This window comes from Janibacter alkaliphilus (assembly GCF_013408565.1).
In the GTDB taxonomy this organism is placed as follows: domain Bacteria; phylum Actinomycetota; class Actinomycetes; order Actinomycetales; family Dermatophilaceae; genus Janibacter; species Janibacter alkaliphilus.
The window spans coordinates 2,975,383-2,993,943 of sequence record NZ_JACBZX010000001.1; the positions used below are offsets into that span (position 1 = coordinate 2,975,383).

General features: G+C 74.1%; 17 protein-coding genes. All 17 read right to left on the reverse strand.

Annotated elements, in window-relative coordinates:
• Positions 1-67 precede the first annotated feature (67 nt).
• Positions 68-805, reverse strand: a complete 738-nt coding sequence (locus BJY28_RS14080) for an SDR family NAD(P)-dependent oxidoreductase (RefSeq protein WP_179463556.1) — start codon at positions 803-805, stop codon at positions 68-70.
• Positions 802-3,321 carry a phenylalanine--tRNA ligase subunit beta gene (gene pheT, locus BJY28_RS14085; RefSeq protein ID WP_179463557.1) on the reverse strand — a complete coding sequence of 840 codons (2,520 nt, stop codon included), beginning with the start codon at positions 3,319-3,321 and terminating at the stop codon, positions 802-804. The genes BJY28_RS14080 and pheT overlap by 4 nt, the downstream gene beginning before the upstream one ends.
• Positions 3,321-4,415, reverse strand: a complete 1,095-nt coding sequence (pheS, locus tag BJY28_RS14090) for a phenylalanine--tRNA ligase subunit alpha (RefSeq protein ID WP_179463558.1) — start codon at positions 4,413-4,415, stop codon at positions 3,321-3,323. The genes pheT and pheS overlap by 1 nt, the downstream gene beginning before the upstream one ends.
• Positions 4,416-4,463: 48 nt before the next feature.
• Positions 4,464-5,699, reverse strand: coding sequence for a WXG100 family type VII secretion target (locus BJY28_RS14095; RefSeq protein WP_179463559.1), 1,236 nt, complete (start codon positions 5,697-5,699; stop codon positions 4,464-4,466).
• A 125-nt stretch (positions 5,700-5,824) separates the two neighbouring features.
• Positions 5,825-6,580, reverse strand: coding sequence for a TrmH family RNA methyltransferase (locus tag BJY28_RS14100; RefSeq protein ID WP_343037133.1), 756 nt, complete (start codon positions 6,578-6,580; stop codon positions 5,825-5,827).
• A gap of 71 nt (positions 6,581-6,651) precedes the next feature.
• Positions 6,652-7,026 carry a 50S ribosomal protein L20 gene (gene rplT / locus BJY28_RS14105; RefSeq protein ID WP_179463561.1) on the reverse strand — a complete coding sequence of 125 codons (375 nt, stop codon included), beginning with the start codon at positions 7,024-7,026 and terminating at the stop codon, positions 6,652-6,654.
• A 38-nt stretch (positions 7,027-7,064) separates the two neighbouring features.
• A complete protein-coding gene (gene rpmI / locus BJY28_RS14110) occupies positions 7,065-7,259 on the reverse strand; it encodes a 50S ribosomal protein L35 (RefSeq protein WP_179463562.1) in 195 nt (64 codons plus the stop codon).
• 69 nt (positions 7,260-7,328) lie between these two features.
• Positions 7,329-7,955 carry a translation initiation factor IF-3 gene (gene infC / locus BJY28_RS14115; protein ID WP_179464179.1) on the reverse strand — a complete coding sequence of 209 codons (627 nt, stop codon included), beginning with the start codon at positions 7,953-7,955 and terminating at the stop codon, positions 7,329-7,331.
• Positions 7,956-8,312: 357 nt separating this feature from the next.
• Positions 8,313-9,071, reverse strand: coding sequence for an SseB family protein (locus BJY28_RS14120; RefSeq protein WP_343037134.1), 759 nt, complete (start codon positions 9,069-9,071; stop codon positions 8,313-8,315).
• Positions 9,068-9,826, reverse strand: a complete 759-nt coding sequence (gene priA / locus BJY28_RS14125; protein ID WP_179463563.1) for a bifunctional 1-(5-phosphoribosyl)-5-((5-phosphoribosylamino)methylideneamino)imidazole-4-carboxamide isomerase/phosphoribosylanthranilate isomerase PriA — start codon at positions 9,824-9,826, stop codon at positions 9,068-9,070. Before priA ends, BJY28_RS14120 begins: the two co-directional genes overlap by 4 nt.
• Positions 9,823-10,455 (reverse strand): imidazole glycerol phosphate synthase subunit HisH, encoded by a 633-nt coding sequence (gene hisH, locus BJY28_RS14130; protein WP_179463564.1) that lies wholly within the window; start codon positions 10,453-10,455, stop codon positions 9,823-9,825. Before hisH ends, priA begins: the two co-directional genes overlap by 4 nt.
• Positions 10,452-11,057 (reverse strand): hypothetical protein, encoded by a 606-nt coding sequence (locus BJY28_RS14135; RefSeq protein WP_179463565.1) that lies wholly within the window; start codon positions 11,055-11,057, stop codon positions 10,452-10,454. The genes hisH and BJY28_RS14135 overlap by 4 nt, the downstream gene beginning before the upstream one ends.
• A 2-nt stretch (positions 11,058-11,059) precedes the next feature.
• Positions 11,060-11,668, reverse strand: a complete 609-nt coding sequence (gene hisB / locus BJY28_RS14140) for an imidazoleglycerol-phosphate dehydratase HisB (RefSeq protein WP_179463566.1) — start codon at positions 11,666-11,668, stop codon at positions 11,060-11,062.
• Entirely contained in the window at positions 11,665-12,855 is a 1,191-nt protein-coding gene (locus tag BJY28_RS14145) for a histidinol-phosphate transaminase (RefSeq protein ID WP_179463567.1), read from the reverse strand. The genes hisB and BJY28_RS14145 overlap by 4 nt, the downstream gene beginning before the upstream one ends.
• Positions 12,852-14,192, reverse strand: a complete 1,341-nt coding sequence (hisD, locus tag BJY28_RS14150; RefSeq protein WP_179463568.1) for a histidinol dehydrogenase — start codon at positions 14,190-14,192, stop codon at positions 12,852-12,854. Before hisD ends, BJY28_RS14145 begins: the two co-directional genes overlap by 4 nt.
• A gap of 52 nt (positions 14,193-14,244) precedes the next feature.
• Entirely contained in the window at positions 14,245-17,223 is a 2,979-nt protein-coding gene (locus BJY28_RS14155) for a bifunctional [glutamine synthetase] adenylyltransferase/[glutamine synthetase]-adenylyl-L-tyrosine phosphorylase (protein WP_179463569.1), read from the reverse strand.
• Positions 17,220-18,557, reverse strand: coding sequence for a glutamine synthetase family protein (locus tag BJY28_RS14160; RefSeq protein WP_179463570.1), 1,338 nt, complete (start codon positions 18,555-18,557; stop codon positions 17,220-17,222). The genes BJY28_RS14155 and BJY28_RS14160 overlap by 4 nt, the downstream gene beginning before the upstream one ends.
• Positions 18,558-18,561 lie beyond the last annotated feature (4 nt).

Sequence of the window (18,561 nt, forward strand, 5' to 3'; positions counted from 1 at the left end):
GCGCGGGTGACTGTGAATTGCCCGGGCAGTTGCGCAGGTGGCTGTGAATTGCCCGGGCAGTTGTGGATCAGGGGACGAGGGGATCGTCGTCGGCGTAGGGGACCACGGTGATCGTGCGCTCTCGCTCCCCCAGCCGGTCCGCGGCGGCGACGAGGGTGGCGACGTCGTCGACCCCGGCGCGCACCATCCGCCCCGAGTAGGCGTCCAGCCGGCCGTCGACCAGGGCCCGGACGAGCTCGAGCACCTGCTCCGGCGTGGTCCAGTCGGTGCGGTCGGCGTGCGCCCGCATCGCCGCGGTCATGTCCGTGCGCACCACGCCCGGCGCCAGGTCGAAGGCGCGGACCCCGACCTCGCGTCCGGCCAGGTCGGTGCTCCCGGTGATCCGGGCCAGCGCGGTCTTGCTGACGTTGTAGGCCGACGCCTGCAGACCCGGTCGCACCCCGGCGCCGCTGTTGAGGTTGATGACCCGCCCCCCGGCGGCCACGAGCAGCGGCCAGGCGGCTCGGGTGACGAGGTAGGGCCCGCGGACGTTGACCTCGACGGTGCGCCACCACTCGTCCGGGTCGGACTCCGGCAGCGTCACCTCCTGCTCCATCACCCCGGCGTTGTTCACGAGCAGGTCTAGCCGCCCGTGGCGCTCCCCGACCTCCCCGACCCAGGCCTCGACCGCGGCCCGGTCGGTGGTGTCGGCGACCGCCGACGAGCCCCGCTCGACGACCCAGCCATCGGCCTCCAGGGCGTCCGCGACGAAGGCGCCGATCCCCCGGTTCGCGCCGGTGACCAGGGCCACCCGAGGGCCGGTCACCGCTGCACCGCCCCGGTGGCGGCGGCCGCCTCGGCGACCGCCTGGTCGCGCAGGGCGCTGACCTCGTCGGTGGTCAGCGTGCGATCCTCCGCGCGGAAGCCCAGCCGGTAGGCCAGCGACCTGCTGCCCTGACCGGTCTGGTCGCCGCGGTAGACGTCGAAGAGCTCCAGCGACTCCAGCGAGCCCCCCGCCCCGCGGCGCAGGGCCGCGGTGACGTCGGCGGCCGGGACCCCGTCGTCGACCACGAGGGCCACGTCGCTGCGGGCCACCGGGTAGGTCGACAGGGTCTGCGCCTGCACCGGCTCGCCGGAGGCGACGACCAGCACGTCGAGATCGAGCTCGGCGGCGACGGTGCGCTCCGGCAGACCGAGCCGGGAGACGGCCTTCGGGTGCAGCTCGCCGACGTGCCCGACGAGGGTGCCGTCGGTCAGGCTCACCCGGGCGCACCGGCCGGGGTGGAAGGGAGGCTCCGCGTCGGCGGCCAGGACGAGCTCGACGGCGAGGCTCTCCCCCACCGCCCGGACGATCTCGATCGCGTCGCCGAGGTCGGCCGGTCGACCGGTGCCCCACCAGCCGGCCCGGTCCCGGTCGCCGGCCAGGACGAGACCGAGGTGGCGCGGCTGGTCCGGCACCGCGGCCCGGATCCGCTCCATCGTGCTGTCGTCCGGCTGGATGCCGACGTCCACCGTCGGTGCGCTGCGCTGCTCGCCCTCCCGCGCGACGACCAGCCCGATCTCGAAGAGCCCGAGATCGCGGCCGCCGCGGGAGACGTTGCGGCGCAGCGTCTCCACCAGGCTGGTCAGCAGCCGGGTGCGCAGCAGCGGCTGCTCCTCGGACAGCGGGTTGGCCACGGTGACGGTGCGGGACCGCTCGGCCGCGACGTCCAGCCCGAGGGCGGCGTGCTGCTCGTCCCCGACGAAGGGGGCGGCCCACACCTCGTGCAGCCCCTGGGCGGCGACCACCTCGGCGACGAGGCGACGGACCCGCTGCGCGTGGGTCAGCCCGCTGCCGCCGGTGGGCACCGGCAGCACCGACGGGATCTGGTCGTAGCCCACGAGCCGGGCGACCTCCTCGACGAGGTCCTCGCCGGTGCGCAGGTCGCCGCGCCAGGTCGGCGGGGTGACGGTCATCGGGTCGCTCCCGGAGACCTCGCAGCCGACCCGGACCAGCGCGTCGGTGACCTGCTCCGGGGTGTAGTCGACGCCGACGATCCGGCCGGGCATCCCGGCGGGCAGGGTGACCGGCTGCGGCAGCAGCGGCTCCCCGACATCGGTCACGCCTGCGTCGACGTGGCCACCACCGTGCTCGACGAGCAGGTCGACGGCCAGCTGGGCGGCGGCCGGCGCCAGTGCCGGGTCGACGCCGCGCTCGAAGCGGCGGGAGGCCTCCGACGGCAGCTTGTGCCGTCGCGCCGAGCGGGCCACGGTGACCGGGTCGAAGTGCGCCGCCTCGATGAGCACGTCGGTGGTGCTCTCGCCGACCTCGCTGTCCTCGCCGCCCATCACCCCGGCGATGGCCAGCGGCCGCTCGCCGTCCTCGGTGATGAGCAGGTCCTCCTCGGACAGCGCCCGGTCGACGTCGTCGAGGGTGGTCAGCCGCTCGCCGGGTCGTGCCCGGCGGACGACGATCGGGCCCTGCAGGGTGGCCGCGTCGAAGGCGTGCAGCGGCTGCCCGAGGTCGAGCATGACGTAGTTCGTGATGTCCACCGGCAGCGAGATCGGGCGCATCCCGGCCTCGGTGAGGCGGGTGGCCATCCAGCCCGGGGTGGGCGCGGCGACGTCGACGCCGCGCACGACCCGCGCCACGTAGCGGTCGCAGCCCTGGCGGCCACGGATCGGCGCGGCGTCCTCCAGGCGGACCGGGTGACCGCTCTCGTCCCCCTTCGGTGCCCGCTGGCCGAGCCCGGTGGCCGGGTCGGTGAAGGCGGCACCGGTGGAGGCGGCGTACTCACGGGCGACGCCACGGATCGCGAAGCAGTAGCCGCGGTCCGGGGTGACGTTGATCTCGACGGTCTCCCGGTCGAGGCCGAGGAGACCGATGGCGTCCTGGCCGGGCACCAGGCCGTCCGCGTCGGGGCGGTCGGTGATGACGAGGATGCCGTCGTGGTCCTCGCCGATACCGAGCTCGGCGACCGAGCAGATCATCCCGGCGCTGACGTGCCCGTAGGTCTTGCGGGCGGTGATCTCGAAGCCGCCCGGGAGCACGCCGCCGGGGAGGATGACGACGACGAGGTCGCCGGGCGCGAAGTTGTGCGCGCCGCAGACGATGCCCTGGGGCTCGCCGGTGCCGTTCGCGTCACCGACGTCGACGGTGCACCAGTTGATCGTCTTGCCGTTCTTCTGCTCCTCGGGCTGCATGGTGAGCACCCGGCCGACGACGAGCGGGCCGGTGACGTCGCCGGTGTGCAGCCCCTCCTCCTCGAGGCCGACCCGGACGAGGTCGGCGGCGACCTGGGCGCCGGTGACCCCGTCGGGGAGGCTGACGTGCTCGCCGAGCCAGTCGAGCGGTACCCGCATCAGATCTCCATCCCGAACTGCGCGTCGAAGCGCACGTCTCCCTCGATCATGTCGCGCATGTCGGACACCCCGGTCCGGAACATCAGCGCCCGGTCGATGCCCATCCCGAAGGCGAAGCCGGTGTAGCGCTCCGGGTCGACCCCGCAGGCGGTGAGCACGTTGCGGTTGACCATCCCGCAGCCGCCCCACTCGATCCAGCCGGTGCCCTTGCAGGTGCGGCAGTCAGGGTCCTGGCCGAGGCAGACGAAGCAGCGCAGGTCCATCTCGGCGCTGGGCTCGGTGAAGGGGAAGTAGGAGGGGCGCAGCCGGGTGGTGATGCCGTCGCCGAAGAGCTCGCCGGCGAGCCGGTCGAGGGTGCCCTTGAGGTGGGCCATGGTGATGCCCTCGTCGACGGCGATCCCCTCGACCTGGTGGAAGGCGGGCATGTGCGTGGCGTCGAGCTCGTCGGTGCGGAAGACCCGGCCGATGGCCGCGACGTAGAGCGGCACGCCGCGCTCGAGCAGCGCCCGGGCCTGCACCGGGGAGGTGTGGGTGCGCAGCACGAGGCCCCCCTCGGGCGGCTCGACGTAGAAGGTGTCCTGCATCTGCCGGGCGGGGTGGTCGGCGTCGAAGTTCAGCGCGTCGAAGTTGAACCACTCGGCCTCGACCTCGGGCCCCTCGGCGACCTCCCAGCCCATGCCGACGAAGAGGTCGGCGATCCGGTCGGACATCAGCGGGATCGGGTGCCGCCGGCCCATCGGTCGCCGGCCGGTGGGCTGGGTGACGTCGATGGTCTCCTCGCGCAGGATCTGCTCGTCCCGCTCCGCCTCCAGCGCGGCCTCACGCTCGGCGAAGGCCTGCTTGACCCGACCTCGGGCGGCGCCGACCCGCTTGCCGGCCTCGGCCTTCGCGCTCGGGGGCAGGGCGCCGATCTCGCGGTTGGCCAGGGCCAGCGGGCTCTTGTCGCCCTGGTGGGCCGGCCGGGCGGCCTTGAGCTCGGCGAGCGAGCCGGCCGCGGCAGCCGCGGCGAGCGCGGCCTCGACGGCGGCCTCGACCGCCTCCGGGTCCAGCGCCGCCACCTCGACGGGGTCGTAGTTCGTGTTCGGTCCAGACATCGCAGGTGAGTCTATGGCGCGCGGCCCTCACCGGTCGCACCGGTTTCGTCAGCGCCGGAGGTCGTGGACCGTCACCCGGTCCCGCGGGTCCAGCTCACCCGCGAACTCCTCGACGATGCCGTCCGGCCCTGTGTAGTCGTCGTACTTGTCTGCCCCCGACTCGTACAGCTGGTAGAGCTGCCCGTCGATGATGACGTTGCCCTCCGCCATGTTCGGGATGGTCTGGCTGGTGCCCGCGCCCTCGTGCCATCCACCATCCTGCAGCTCGGAGGGGCTGAGCTGGGTCAGGGTGGAGGTGTTGCCTCGGCCATAGCTCTGGGCGAAGTAGGCGTTGCCGGCCTCGTCGAAGCTGACGCCCTGGGTCTGCGGGGGCACCGCGTACTCGCCGACGGGGTCGCCGACCGGGGACCCGTCCGCGCCGATCTCGTACCGGTACATCGTCCCTGGGGTGTTCTCGTCCTCGGTGAACTGCGTGACGTACAGCTCGTCGTTGTGCACCGTGACCGTCGAGTGCGCCGCGGTGTCGACGGTGTCGATGGGCTCGGCAGGCACCGTCACCGGATAGCTGCCCAGACCAGGCAGCTCCACCGACGTCTGCTCCGGGTCGCGCAGGTCCTCCGTCCGGTAGACCTGCACGTCTCCCCCGCCCGAGACGTACGTGTACTCGCCGTGCACCGCGACGCCACCGTAGTGGTCCTGGCCCCGCAGCGGCACCCGTGAGGTCACCTCACCGGTCTCGCGGTCGACGAAGACGATCTCGCCGTCGGTGTCGTCGTCCTCGTCGTAGAAGGTGTAGACGAGCTCGTCGTTGACCGGGTCATAGCTCATCCCCTGGGGGACCTGCCCCTTGTCGCTGAACGGGATCTCCGGGCCGTCCTCGTAGTCCTCGGGGAGGCCGAAGTCCTCCGGGTCGGCTCCCAGAACACCACCGGTCGCCCCGGCGAGCGCACCGGTCGCTGCAGTTACGGCGCGTGCCCCGCCCCGCGGTGCTCCCGCACCTCCGGTGGCGGCGCCCTCGCTGGCCGAACGCTGATCGGCCGCCTGGGTCCGGGCGATCCTCCCCGTCTCCCGCAGCACCTGCGCCGCCGAGGCGAGCGCGCTCTCCGCGCCGCTCCACTCCCCCGCGAAGCGCTCCGCGTCCGGACCGCCCCACGCGTCGGCGAGCACCACCACACCGGCCCGACCGGTCTGACTCACCCCGTCCACCCGCTCCGCGAGCACACCAAGCGCCTCACCGACCGCATCGACCCGCTCCGGGTCCTGCCCATGACTGACCGTCGTCATCCTCGACCTCCCCTGCCTGGCCGGTCAGCGTAGGCGGCCCGGGCCTCGTTGGCCAGGATCGAGACGACGCTCACCTGCAACGACACCCCCTGCCCCCGAGCTCGGCGAGGGACCTCCCGGGAGGGTCAGCCGCGCTGCGCCCGGGCCGAGGCGTAGACGCACAGCGTCGTGGCCATGGCGAGGTTGAGCGACTCGGCCTGCCCGTGGATCGGCACACGGAGCACGTCGTCGCAGGCGTGCGCGACCTCCGGCGGCAGGCCGCGAGCCTCGTTGCCCATCACCCAGGCGTGCGCCGGGCCGAGGTCGGCCTCGTCGACCGTCCGCTCACCGGCGCCGTCGGCGGCGTGGCAGACGATCCCGGACGCCTGCAGGCGGGCGATCGTCTCGGTCACGTCGAGGCCGGTGACCACCGGCAGGTGGAAGAGCGAGCCCGCGGTGGAGCGGACCACCTTCGGGGAGGTGACGTCGACGGACGCGGCGCTGACCAGCACCGCGGCAGCGCCGGCGGCGTCGGCGCCACGGATCACCGTGCCCAGGTTGCCCGGGTCGCGCACCTCGGCGAGCAGCACCAGGCAGGCGGGGTCGCTGGCCAGCACGTCCGCCAGCTCGCCCGGCGACCACTCGCAGACCGCGACCATGCCCTGGGGGCTGTCGGCGTCGCACATCGCGGCGAGCACGTCCTCGCTGACCTCGTGCACCCAGCGGCCGGCCGCCCGAGCGGCGTCGGCGATCTCCGGGTAGCGCGCGGCCGTCTCCGCCGTGAGGTAGAGGTCGACGACCTGGTCGGGGGCGTGCCGCACCGCCTCGCGGACGCCCTGCGGGCCCTCGAGGAGGATCCGGCCGCTGCGCGCACGCACCGAGCGCCGGGAGAGCGCGCGCACCGACCGGACCCGATCAGACCTCGGGTTGGTCAGCACGCGGCTCTCCCGGCGCTCGGGGTGGGGCTGCTGGCTCAGGCCTTGGCCGGCTGGGCCGGCACGTTCGCCCGAGCGATCTCGACCAGGGCGGCGAAGGCGGCCTCGTCGTTGACCGCGAGCTCGGCGAGCATCCGACGGTCGACCTCGACGTCGGCGGCGCGAAGGCCCTGGATGAACCGGTTGTAGGTCATACCGTTGGCGCGGGCGCCGGCGTTGATCCGCTGGATCCACAGGCGACGGAAGTCGCCCTTCTTCTGCCGGCGGTCGCGGTAGCTGTAGCCGAGGCTGTGGGTGACCTGCTCCTTGGCCTTCCGGTACAGCCGCGAGCGCTGCCCGCGGTAGCCGGAGGCGCGCTCGAGGACGACCCGGCGCTTCTTCTGGGCGTTGACCGCCCGCTTCACGCGTGCCACGTGAGTACTCCTTCTTCTGGTGCGTCAGGGGGCGTCGGTCAGCGACCGAGCAGCTTCTTGATCTTCTTCTCGTCGGCCTTGGCGACGACGACGTCGTTCGCCAGGCGACGGGCGTGCTGCGGGGTCTTCTCGTGGAACTTGTGCACGTGGTTGGCCCGCTCGCGCATGATCTTCCCCGACCCGGTCACCCGGAAGCGCTTCTTGGCGCCGCTGTGCGTCTTGTTCTTCGGCATGGTGCCGATCTCCTTCGTCGTGCTGCGGTGGTCTTCTCCCGCCGGGCGAGCTCGCCCGGCGGCGCGGGGTCAGGCCTGGACGCCCTCGTCGGCGACGTCCTCGGTGGTGACGTCCTCACTCGGCTCCTGCCGGGCGGCCGCCTTGGCCTCGTCCCGCTTCCGGCGCTGCTGCGCCTTGGCCTCGGACTTCTTCTTGGTCGGCGCCAGGACCATGACCATGTTGCGGCCGTCCTGCTTCGGCGCCGACTCGACGGTGCCGAGCTCGACGACGTCCTCGGCGAGGCGCTGCAGCAGCCGGAAGCCCAGCTCGGGGCGGGACTGCTCGCGGCCGCGGAACATGATGGTCACCTTGACCTTGTCACCGCCGCCCAGGAAGCGCTCGACGTGGCCCTTCTTCGTGCCGTAGTCGTGGCCGTCGATCTTCGGTCGGAGCTTGATCTCCTTGATGACCGTGTTGACCTGGTTCTTGCGGGCCTCCCGGGCCTTCATGGCGGCTTCGTACTTGTACTTGCCGAAGTCCATGAGCTTGGCGACGGGCGGCTTGGCCTGAGGGGCGACCTCCACGAGGTCGAGGTCCGCCTCCGCGGCCAGGCGCAGGGCATCCTCCACGCGGACGATGCCGACCTGCTCGCCGTTCGGGCCGACCAACCGCACCTCGGGGACGCGGATCCGGTCGTTGATACGGGGCTCGCTGATGTGGTGCTCCTTCTATCGGGTCGTGCTGGTAGGCCGTGAGAACGACGAAGAGGCCCCTCGTCGTCCACGAGAAGCCTCACCTGAAGAGCACGTCACGCCGGTGCACCACGGCCGGGACGGCCGGGCGACGTCGTGTCGCAACCTGGGACCCGGCCGCGGTGGCGACCCGGGTGGAAGCGGTGGAGCCTCTCTTGCGCTGCCCCCGTGATCGTCGTCAGCCCGTGCCTGGAGGGCACCGGGACGACCTGGAGGTAGCCGGTCGGCCTCAAGGGTAGCAGCGCTGGTCGGCCCGCGGAAATTCCCGCAGACCGCCCGCCTCGGCGCCCCCGCACAGGTGCCCGCAGCGGCGCGCCTGCCTCAGCGCACCCGGAAGGCGAGGCCGTCCACCCGGGCCCGCAGCTCGCCGTCGGCGGCCAGCCGCTCCCCCAGCGCGGTGACCAGCTGCTGCACCTGCGGCCCGCTGAGCCCAGGTACCAGGGTGAGCTCGACCTGCAGCACGCCGGTGCCCGCGGGCTCGCCCTCGGCGAGCTCGTGGTCGCGGATCTCGGGCACCTCCGCGACCGCTCGCTCCAGCGACCCGGCGACGAAGGGGTCGGCGTGCGCCGGCAGCCAGCCTCGGCGCTGCGCCAGCGCCCAGACCATGCTCGCCCGGACCTCCCGGGCCTGCGCGTCGGCGCAGTCCAGCACGATGAGGTCGGCCCGCTCGCTGATCGCCGCCTCTGCCGCCCGCTCGGCGACGACCGGCACCGGCCGGGCCTGCGGGTCGAAGGCGGCCAGCGCCGCCTGGGAGGTGAAGGCCGGCAGCGCGGTCCGGCCGTCCGGGTGCTCCAGCAGCATGACCGCCATGTCGCTCTGCGCGTCGGCGGTCTGCCCGTGCGCACCCGTGGTGGTCTCGGCCGCCACCGCGGTCACCGGGACGAGCAGGCGGACCCCGGGCAGCCGGGCCATCACCGCGGCGTCGTCCCCGCTGGTCAGCGCGTCCAGCAGGGCCGGGTCGGCGTTGCCGTCGTCCCCGGCGAAGCCGGCGTCGGGGAGGTTGCGTCCCTTCCACGGGACCCCGCCGGAGTCCGCCCCGCCGATCGAGCCGGGGTAGCCGCCGTCGCCGGCGGAGGTCACGGCCGCCCCGCGGCGTCGAGCGCCTCGCCCAGGGTGACAGTGCCCTTGTAGAGCGCGGAGCCGATGATCGCGCCCTCGACCCCTTCGGGCACGAGGCCGCGCAGCGCGGTGACGTCGTCGACGGTGGTCACCCCGCCGGAGGCGACGACCGGTGCCGCGGTCGCCGCGCACACCTGGCTGAGCAGCTCGAGGTTGGGCCCGGCGAGCATGCCGTCCTTGGCGACGTCGGTGACGACGTAGCGGGCGCAGCCCTCGCGGTCGAGGCGGGCGAGGGTCTCCCAGAGGTCGCCCCCTTCGCTGGTCCAGCCGCGGGCGGCGAGGGTGGTGCCGCGCACGTCGAGGCCGATGGCCACCCGGTCGCCGTGCTCGGCGATGGCCCGGGCGGTCCACTCCGGGTCCTCCAGCGCGGCGGTGCCGATGTTCACCCGGCGGCAGCCGGTGGCCAGCGCCCGCTCCAGACTCTCCTGGTCGCGGATGCCGCCGCTCATCTCGACCTTCAGGTCGAGGCGTCCGACGATCTCGGCGAGCAGCTCGGCGTTCGAGCCGCGCCCGAAGGCGGCGTCCAGGTCCACCAGGTGCAACCACTCGGCGCCCTGGTCCTGCCACTCCTGGGCCGCCCGCAGCGGGTCGCCGAACTGGCCGCCGCTGCCGGCGACGCCCTGGACCAGCTGGACGGCCTGGCCCTCGGTGACGTCGACGGCGGGCAGCAGCTCCAGCCGCGGCGCGGCCGGCTCGGTCGTGGTCGGACGGGTCACAGCGACATCACCCAGTTCTTCAGCAGGTGCAGCCCGGCGTCCCCGGACTTCTCCGGGTGGAACTGCGTGGCGGACAACGGGCCGTCCTCGACGGCCGCGACGAAGGGGGAGCCGTGCTGGCCCCACGAGGGCCGGGCGCTGCCGCCCGCGGCGGCGTCGTCCGGCCAGGAGGCGGCGGCGTAGGAGTGCACGAAGTAGAACCGCTCCCCCGCCAGGCCGGCGAAGAGCGTGCTGCCCTCGGCCGGGGTGACCGGTGACCAGCCCATGTGCGGGACGACCTCGGCCTCCAGCCGGACCACCTGGCCGGGCCACCGGGCCAGGCCAGGCTGCGGGTCGCCGCTGGGCTCGGTGGAGCCCTCGAAGAGCACCTGCATGCCGACGCAGACGCCGAGCACGGGACGCTCGTCGGCCAGGCGCTGATCGATGATCTCGCCACCGCCGACGCCGCGCAGCCCGGCGATGCAGGCGTGGAAGTTGCCGACGCCGGGGACGAGCAGACCGTCGGCGGCCAGTGCCGCCTCCCGGTCGGCGGTGAGCGTCACCGCGGCCCCCACGTGCTCCAGCGCCCGGACCGCGGAGCGGACGTTGCCACTGCCGTGGTCGAGGACGACGACCTGCTGCTGACTCATGGCTGCACATCCTTCACCACGGTCTCGAAGGCCCCGACGGCGCGGGGGTCCGGGTCGATCCGCGGGCCTGGTGCGGGGTCCTGGCCGGAGAGCACCCGGGCCCCGGGCAGACCGAGCACCTGGGCGGCCTCGACCAGCCACTCGCGCTGGGTGAGGTCGGTGCGTCGCCACAGGTCGGTGATCTCGGCCAGCCGGATCCGGCGCTGCGGCGCCGCCGAGGCGAGCACCCGGTGCAGGTCCTGCGGGCGCAGCGCCGGCAGCTCGGGCCCGGGCCGGACCTCGCGCTCGACGCCGCGCAGCGCCCAGCGCCGGACGGTCCGCCAGCCGGCGGCCTGCGCGGTGATCACCGCGGCATCGTCGATGACGAAGAGCCCGATCGTCGGCGACTGCCGCGGGCCGACGTGCCGGGACGCCAGCAGGGTGAGCGCGTCGTCGTAGGGCGCCGCGGCGGCGGTGACCGCGCTCGCCGGGGTGACCATCGTCCAGGCCGGGTGCTCCCCGACGTGGCAGGGGACGACCCCGCGGCGGACCCACTCCGCCGCGCGGGCGGCCCCGCCGGAGAGCAGCACGAGACCGACTCCGCGGGCGGCGGGGTCGGCCACGCTCAGAGCGCGCCCTTGGCGCTGGGGATGCCGCTGACCCGGGGGTCGAGCGCGACCGCGGTGCGCAGCGCCCGGGCCAGCGCCTTGAACTGGGCCTCGACGATGTGGTGCGGGTCGCGGCCGCCGAGGACCCGGACGTGCAGCGCGATCTGCGCGTTCATCGCGAAGGACTCCAGCACGTGCCGGGTCAGCGAGCCGACGTAGTGCCCGCCGATGAGCACGTACTGCTGCCCCTCGGGCTCGCCGGTGTGCACCACGTAGGGGCGCCCGGCGACGTCCACGACCGCCTGGACCAGGGCCTCGTCCAGCGGCACGGTGGCGTCGCCGAAGCGGGCGATGCCGCGCTTGTCGCCGAGGGCCTCGCGCACAGCCTGCCCGAGCACGATCGCCACGTCCTCGACGGTGTGGTGGGCGTCCACCTCGATGTCGCCGTCGGCGACGACGGTGAGGTCGATGAGGCTGTGCTTGGCCAGCGAGAGGAGCATGTGGTCGTAGAAGGGGACGCCGGTGCGCACCTCGCCACGGCCGGAGCCGTCGAGGTCGACGCTCACCTCGACCCGGCTCTCCGAGGTGCCTCGGCTGACGGTGGCGGTGCGGGCGGCGCTGCTCACGGCTGCTCCTGGGTGGTCGGTGCGTGCGGGCTCGGGGGTGCGGCGGCCGCGGGCACGGCCTCCGGCGAGGCGGGCGGGTCCGCGACCTCGCGGTGGGTCGGCGCCAGTGCGGCGACCGCCTCGAGGAAGCGGTCGGTCTCCTCGGGGGTGCCGGCGGTGACCCGCAGGTGGTGCGGGATGCCGACGTCGCGGACCAGCACCCCGTCGTCCAGCAGCGCCTGCCAGGTCGCCGGGGCGTCGGCCAGCCCGCCGAAGAGGACGAAGTTGGCGTCGCTGGGCACGGGCGGCAGCCCGAGGGCCGCCAGCTCGGCGACCAGCCGGTCGCGCTGCTCCTTGATCGCCTCGACCGTGCCGAGCAGCGCCGGGGCGTGCTCGAGCGCGACCCGGGCGATCGTCTGGGTGGGCGTGGACAGGTGGTAGGGCAGCCGCACCAGCCGCAGCGCGTCGACGAGGTCGGGGTGGCCGACCAGGTAGCCGAGCCGGCCACCGGCGAGGGTGAAGGCCTTGCTCATCGTGCGGGTGACGACGAGCCGCTCGTGCTCCTCGACGAGCTCGAGGGCGCTGCGGGTGCCCGGCCGGGCGAACTCGGCGTAGGCCTCGTCGACGATGACCACCGCCCGGGGGGCGGCCTGCAGCATCGCCTCGATGACCTCGAAGGGCAGCGCGCTGCCGGTGGGGTTGTTCGGCGAGCAGAGGAAGACCAGGTCCGGGTCGACCTCGGCCGCCTGGGCCACCGCCGACTCCGGGGTCAGGTCGAAGCTGCCCGGCTCGCGGCGCCCGTCCACCCAGGTCGTGCCGAGGGTCTCGGTGATGATCGGGTGCATCGAGTAGGCGGGGGTGAAGCCGAGCGCGGTGCGACCGGGCCCGCCGAAGGCCAGGACGAGGTGCTGCAGCACCTCGTTGCTGCCGTTGCCGGCCCACAGCCGCTCGGGCGTCAGGCGCACCCCGGCCTGCAGCTGCAGGTAGTCGATGAGCGCGGCGCGCAGCGCGGTGAACTCCCGGTCGGGGTAGCGGTTCAGCCCGCGCAGCTCGCCCTCCAGCGCGGCCAGCACGGCGGCGACGACCGGCTCCGGCACCGGGTAGGAGCTCTCGTTGGTGTTCAGCTGCACCGGCACGTCGAGCTGGGGGGCGCCGTAGGCGGTGCGCCCGCGCAGCTCCTCGCGCAGCAGCCCGGTGATCGCGCTCATCGGCCCGACCCCGGGTCGGTGCGGGCGGTGACGGCCTCGCCGTGCGCCGGCAGGTCCTCGGCCTGGGCCAGGGTGACCACCGCGGGCCCGACCTCGGTCAGAGCCGCCTCGTCGTAGGTGACGACGTGGATCCCGCGCAGGAAGGACTGCACCGACAGGCCGCTGGAGTGGCAGGCGCAGCCGCCGGTGGGCAGCACGTGGTTGGACCCGGCGGCGTAGTCGCCGAGGCTGACCGGGCTGTACGGGCCGACGAAGACAGCCCCGGCGTTGCGGACCCGTGCGGCGACCGCGGGCGCGTCCTCGGTGAGGATCTCCAGGTGCTCGGCGCCGTAGGCGTTGACCACGTCCAGGCCGGCGTCGAGGTCGTCGACGAGGACGACCGCGGACTGGCGGCCGGTGAGGGCGGTGCTCACCCGCTCGCTGTGCTTGGTGGCCGCGGCGCGCCGGGCCACCGCGGCGTCGACCGCCTCGGCCAGGGCCGGGTCGTCGGTCACCAGGACCGACGCGGCCAGCGGGTCGTGCTCGGCCTGGCTGACCAGGTCGGCGGCCACCAGCTCGGGGTCGGCCGAGGCGTCGGCGAGCACGGCGATCTCGGTGGGACCGGCCTCCGAGTCGATGCCGATGAGCCCCTTGAGCAGCCGCTTGGCCGCGGCGACGTAGATGTTGCCCGGGCCGGTGACCAGGCTGACCGGCTCGCAGGTGGCCCCGTCGGTGCCGACGACGCCGTGGGCGAAGGCGGCGACCGCCTGGGCGCCACCCATCGTCCAGACCTCCTCGACCCCGAGCAGCGCGCAGGCGGCGAGGATCGTCGGGTGCGGGTAGCCGGCCAGCTCGCCGACGTTGTCCCGCTGCGGCGGGCTGGCCACGGCGAGCGAACCGACCTCGGCGATCTGCGCGGGCACGACGTTCATGACGACCGAGGAGGGGTAGACCGCCCGGCCGCCGGGCACGTAGAGCCCGACCCGGTCGACCGGCACCCAGCGCTCGGTGACGGTGCCGCCCGGGGCGACCTCGGTGGTGGTGTCGGTGCGCACCTGGTCGGCGTGCACGCGCCGGGCCCGCTCGATGGAGACCTCGAGGGCGGCCCGCACGTCCGGGTCCAGCCGCTCCAGGGCGAGGGCCAGGATCTCGGCGGGCACCCGCAGGTGGGTCGGGCGCACCCCGTCGAACCGCTCGGCGAGGTCGTAGAGGGCCTCGGCGCCGCGGTCCCGGACGTCGTCGCAGATCGGCCGCACGGTCTCCAGCGCGGCCTCGACGTCGTACTCGGCCCGGGGCATGACCTCGCGCAGCCGGCGGGGTCCGAGCGTGGCGGACCGCAGGTCGATCGTTGCGAGCATGGGCACAGTCTAGGTCGCCCGCGCCGACGCCCTTCCGGTCACCTCGCCGCGGTCACTGCTCACCGTAGAAGAGCCGGTCGGTGACGCTGCGCGCCTGCCGCGCGGTGCGCCGGTAGGCGTCGGCCAGGTCGGAGCCGGAGAGCGGGGCCAGGCCGACGATCCGGCCCATCCCGTCGGCGTCGCGCAGGTCGGAGGGCACCGAGTCGACCGGTCGTCCGCGGAAGAGCATGCCGGCGTTGCGCAGCCGGCTGGCCGTGGACCAGGCGGCGCGCAGCACGGCCGCGTCCTCGGTGCTCATCAGCCCCTCCTCGGCGGCCGCGGCGATCGCCGGCAGGGTCTGCGTGGTCCGCAGGCTCGGCAGGGCGTGCGCGTGCTGCAGCTGCAGCAGCTGCACGCTCCACTCGACGTCGCTGATCCCGCCCATGCCGAGCTTGAAGTGGGTGCGCCGGTCAGCCCCCCGCGGCAGCCGCTCCCCCTCCATCCGGGCCTTGAGCCGGCGCACCTGGCGGACCTGCTCGCCGGTGAGCCCGTCGGCGGGCCACCGGATCGGGTCGACCAGCTCGAGGTAGCGCCGGGCCAGGTCGTCGTCGCCGGCGACCGGGCGGGCGCGCAGCAGCGCCTGCGCCTCCCAGGTCTCCGACCAGCGCTCGTAGTAGGTGGCGTAGGAGGCGAGGCTGCGGATCATCGGCCCGGCCTTGCCCTCCGGGCGCAGGTCCGCGTCCAGCCCGAGCGGCGGGTCCGAGCCGGGCGCGCCCATCAGCTGGCGCAGCTCGGTGACCACCTCGGCGGCCATCTCCTGGGCGAGCTGCTCGTCGGCGCCCTCGTGCGGGTCGTGCACGTAGAGCACGTCGGCGTCCGAGGAGTAGCCCATCTCGCGGCCGCCGAGACGGCCCATCCCGACGATGAGCAGGTCGGTGGGCAGCGGCTGGCCGCGGCGCCGCTCCACCGCCCGGGTGACCGCCTCGAGGCTGGCGACGATGGTGGCGTCGGCCAGGTCGGCGAGCGCCTCGCCGACCTGCTCCAGGTCGAGCTCGTCCGCCAGGTCGGCGACCGCGATCCGGAAGATCTCCGCCCGCCGGATGGCCCGGATCGAGGCCACGGCCGCCTCGGGGTCCTCGCGACGCCCGGCCGCGGCGCGCATCCGGCGCCGCAGGTCCTCCTGGCCGCGCGGACGTCGTCCGTCGGCGTCGCCGAGCATCTGCACCGCCTCCGGGCTGACCAGCAGCAGCTGGCCGGCGAAGCGGCTGGCGCCGAGGGTGTGCGCCAGGGTCTCCGCGGCGCTGCCCTCGTCGCGCAGCAGCCGCAGGTACCACTGCGAGTCGCTCAGCTCCTCGCTGACCTTGCGGAAGGCGAGCAGCCCGCTGTCCGGGTCGGCCTCCTCGGCGAACCAGGAGAGCATCACCGGCAGCAGCTGCTTCTGGATCGAGGCGCTGCGGCTCACCCCGCCGGTGAGCGCCTCGATGTGCCGCAGCGCGCCGGAGGGGTCGCGGTAGCCGAGCGCGGCCAGCCGCTCGCGGGCCGCCTCGGGGGTCAGCCGGGCCTCGTCCGGGCTGAGCCGGGCCACCGCGCTCAGCAGCGGCCGGTAGAAGATCCGTTCGTGCAGCCGGCGCACCTCGCGGGAGCGCTCGGCGCGCAGCGCGACCACCTCCTCGGCGGGGCGCTCCCACAGGTGCAGCGCCCGGCCCAGCCGCCGCAGGTCGCTCTCGCCGGTGGGCATGAGGTGGGTGCGCCGCATCCGGTAGAGCTGCACCCGGTGCTCCAGGGTGCGCAGCACCCGGTAGGACTCGCCGAGCACCTGCTGGTCGCCGCGGCCGATGTAGCCGCCGTCGCCGAGCGCGGCCAGCGCCCGCAGGGTGTTGCGCGAGCGCAGGGTCTCGTCGGTGCGCCCGTGCACCAGCTGCAGCAGCTGCACCGAGAACTCGACGTCGCGCAGCCCGCCCGGTCCGAGCTTGAGCTGGCGATCCACCTCGGCGTTGGGGATGTGCTGCTCGACCCGGCGGCGCATCGACTGGACGTCGTCGACGAAGTCGTCCCGGGAGGCGGCCTCCCAGACCATCGGCTGCACCACGTCGAGGTAGGCCTGGCCGACCTCGCGGTCCCCGGCCATGGTGCGGGCCTTGAGCAGCGCCTGGAACTCCCACGTCTTGGCCCACCGCTGGTAGTAGCTGCGGTGGCTGGCCACGGTGCGCACCAGCTGTCCGTTCTTGCCCTCCGGCCGCAGCGCCGCGTCCACCTGCCACAGCGAGCCGTGCGCGGTGGAGGCGCTGCAGGCGCTCATCAGCCGGGTCGCCATGCGGGTGGCCACGTCCACCGCGGCCGCCTCGTCGGCGCCGTCAGCGGGCTCGGCGACGAAGATGACGTCGACGTCGGAGATGTAGTTCAGCTCGCGGCCACCGGCCTTGCCCATGCCGATCACCGACAGCCGGCACCGCGCCGCGTCCTCGCCCTGCTCGTCGGCGGCGATCACCAGCGCCGCCTCCAGCGCGGCGGAGGCCAGGTCGGCCAGCGCGGCCGACACCTCGGGCAGCACCTCGGTGGGGTCGTCGGCGACGACGTCCAGAGCGGCGATGCCCAGCAGCTGGCGGCGGTAGCCGACCCGCAGCGCGTCCTGCGGCTCCAGCTCGCCGGGGTCGCGCACCTCGGCGACGAGCGCCGCGACCCGCTCGTCGAGCTCCAGCCAGCGGGCGTCGATCACCTCGTCCCAGTGCTCGGGGTGGGCGACCAGGTGGTCGACGAGGGCCGCCGAGGAGCCGAGCACGCCGAGCACCCGCCGGCGCGACGCGTCCTGCGTGAGGGTGCCGCGCAGCCGCTCGGCGTCCCCGCCGGCCGACTCCAGCACCCGGACGAGGCCGAGCAGCGCGGCGTCCGGGTCGGGCACCCGGCCCAGCGTGGCGAGCAGCTCGTCGAGATGCTCCCCCAGCGGCGCCAGGGTGGCGTCCTGCAGCAGCCCCTCGGCCTTGGTGGGCTCGGCGAAGCCGCGCCGGGCGAGGGTCCGCGCCGGCCGGCCGGTCTCCGCGCTGCCCGGGTTCACAACCGCGGCAGCAGGCGCTCGAGCTCGAAGGGGGTGACCTGGTGCCGGTAGTCCACCCACTCCTGCTGCTTGTTGCGCAGGAAGAAGTCGAAGACGTGCTCGCCGAGGGTCTCGGCGACGAGCTCGCTGCTCTCCATCGCGTCGATCGCCTCGGACAGCGACGCCGGCAGCGGGCGGATGCCCATCGCCCGGCGCTCCCGGTCGGTCAGGCCCCAGACGTCGTCCTCGGTCTCGACGGGCAGCTCGTAGCCCTCCTCGATCCCCTTCAGCCCCGCCGCCAGCATCACCGCGAAGGCGAGGTAGGGGTTGCAGGCTGCGTCCACGCTGCGCAGCTCGACCCGCGAGGAGTTGCTCTTGTTGGGCTTGTACATCGGCACCCGGACCATGGCCGAGCGGTTGTTGTGCCCCCAGGTGAGGTGGGCCGGGGCCTCGCCGCCTCCCCAGAGCCGCTTGTAGCTGTTGACCCACTGGTTGGTCACCGCGGTGAACTCGCCGCCGTGGCGCAGCAGCCCGGCGATGAACTGCCGCCCGACGGTGGAGAGCCGGTAGGGCGCGCCCGCCTCGTAGAAGGCGTTGGTGTCACCCTCGAAGAGCGACATGTGGGTGTGCATCCCGCTGCCGGGGTGCTCGGCGAAGACCTTCGGCATGAAGGTCGCGTAGATGCCCTGCTCCATGGCGACCTCCTTCACCACGGTGCGGAAGGTCATGATGTTGTCCGCGGTGGTCAGCGCGTCGGCGTAGCGCAGGTCGATCTCGTTCTGCCCCGGGGCCCCCTCGTGGTGGCTGAACTCCACCGAGATGCCCACCGACTCGAGCATGGTGATGGCCGCCCGGCGGAAGTCGTGGGCGGTCCCCTTCGGCACATGGTCGAAGTAGCCGCCGGAGTCCACCGGGACCGGGGTCTGGCCCGGCGGGGTGCCGGTCTCCAGCAGGAAGAACTCGATCTCCGGGTGGGTGTAGAAGGAGAAGCCCATGTCCGCGGCCTTGTCCAGAGTGCGGCGCAGCACGTAGCGGGCGTCGGCCCGGGCCGGCGAGCCGTCCGGGAGGGAGATGTCGCAGAACATCCGGGCGGTGCCCGGGTTCTCCCCGCGCCAGGGCAGCACCTGGAAGGTGGCCGGGTCGGGGTGGGCCAGCATGTCGGCCTCGTACACCCGGGTGAAGCCCTCGATGGCCGAGCCGTCGAAGCCGATGCCCTCGGCGAAGGCCCCCTCGAGCTCGGCAGGAGCGATGGCCACCGACTTCAGCGTGCCCAGCACGTCGGTGAACCACAGCCGGACGAAGCGGATGTCCCGCTCCTCGATGGTGCGGAGGACGAACTCCTGCTGGCGATCCATGCGC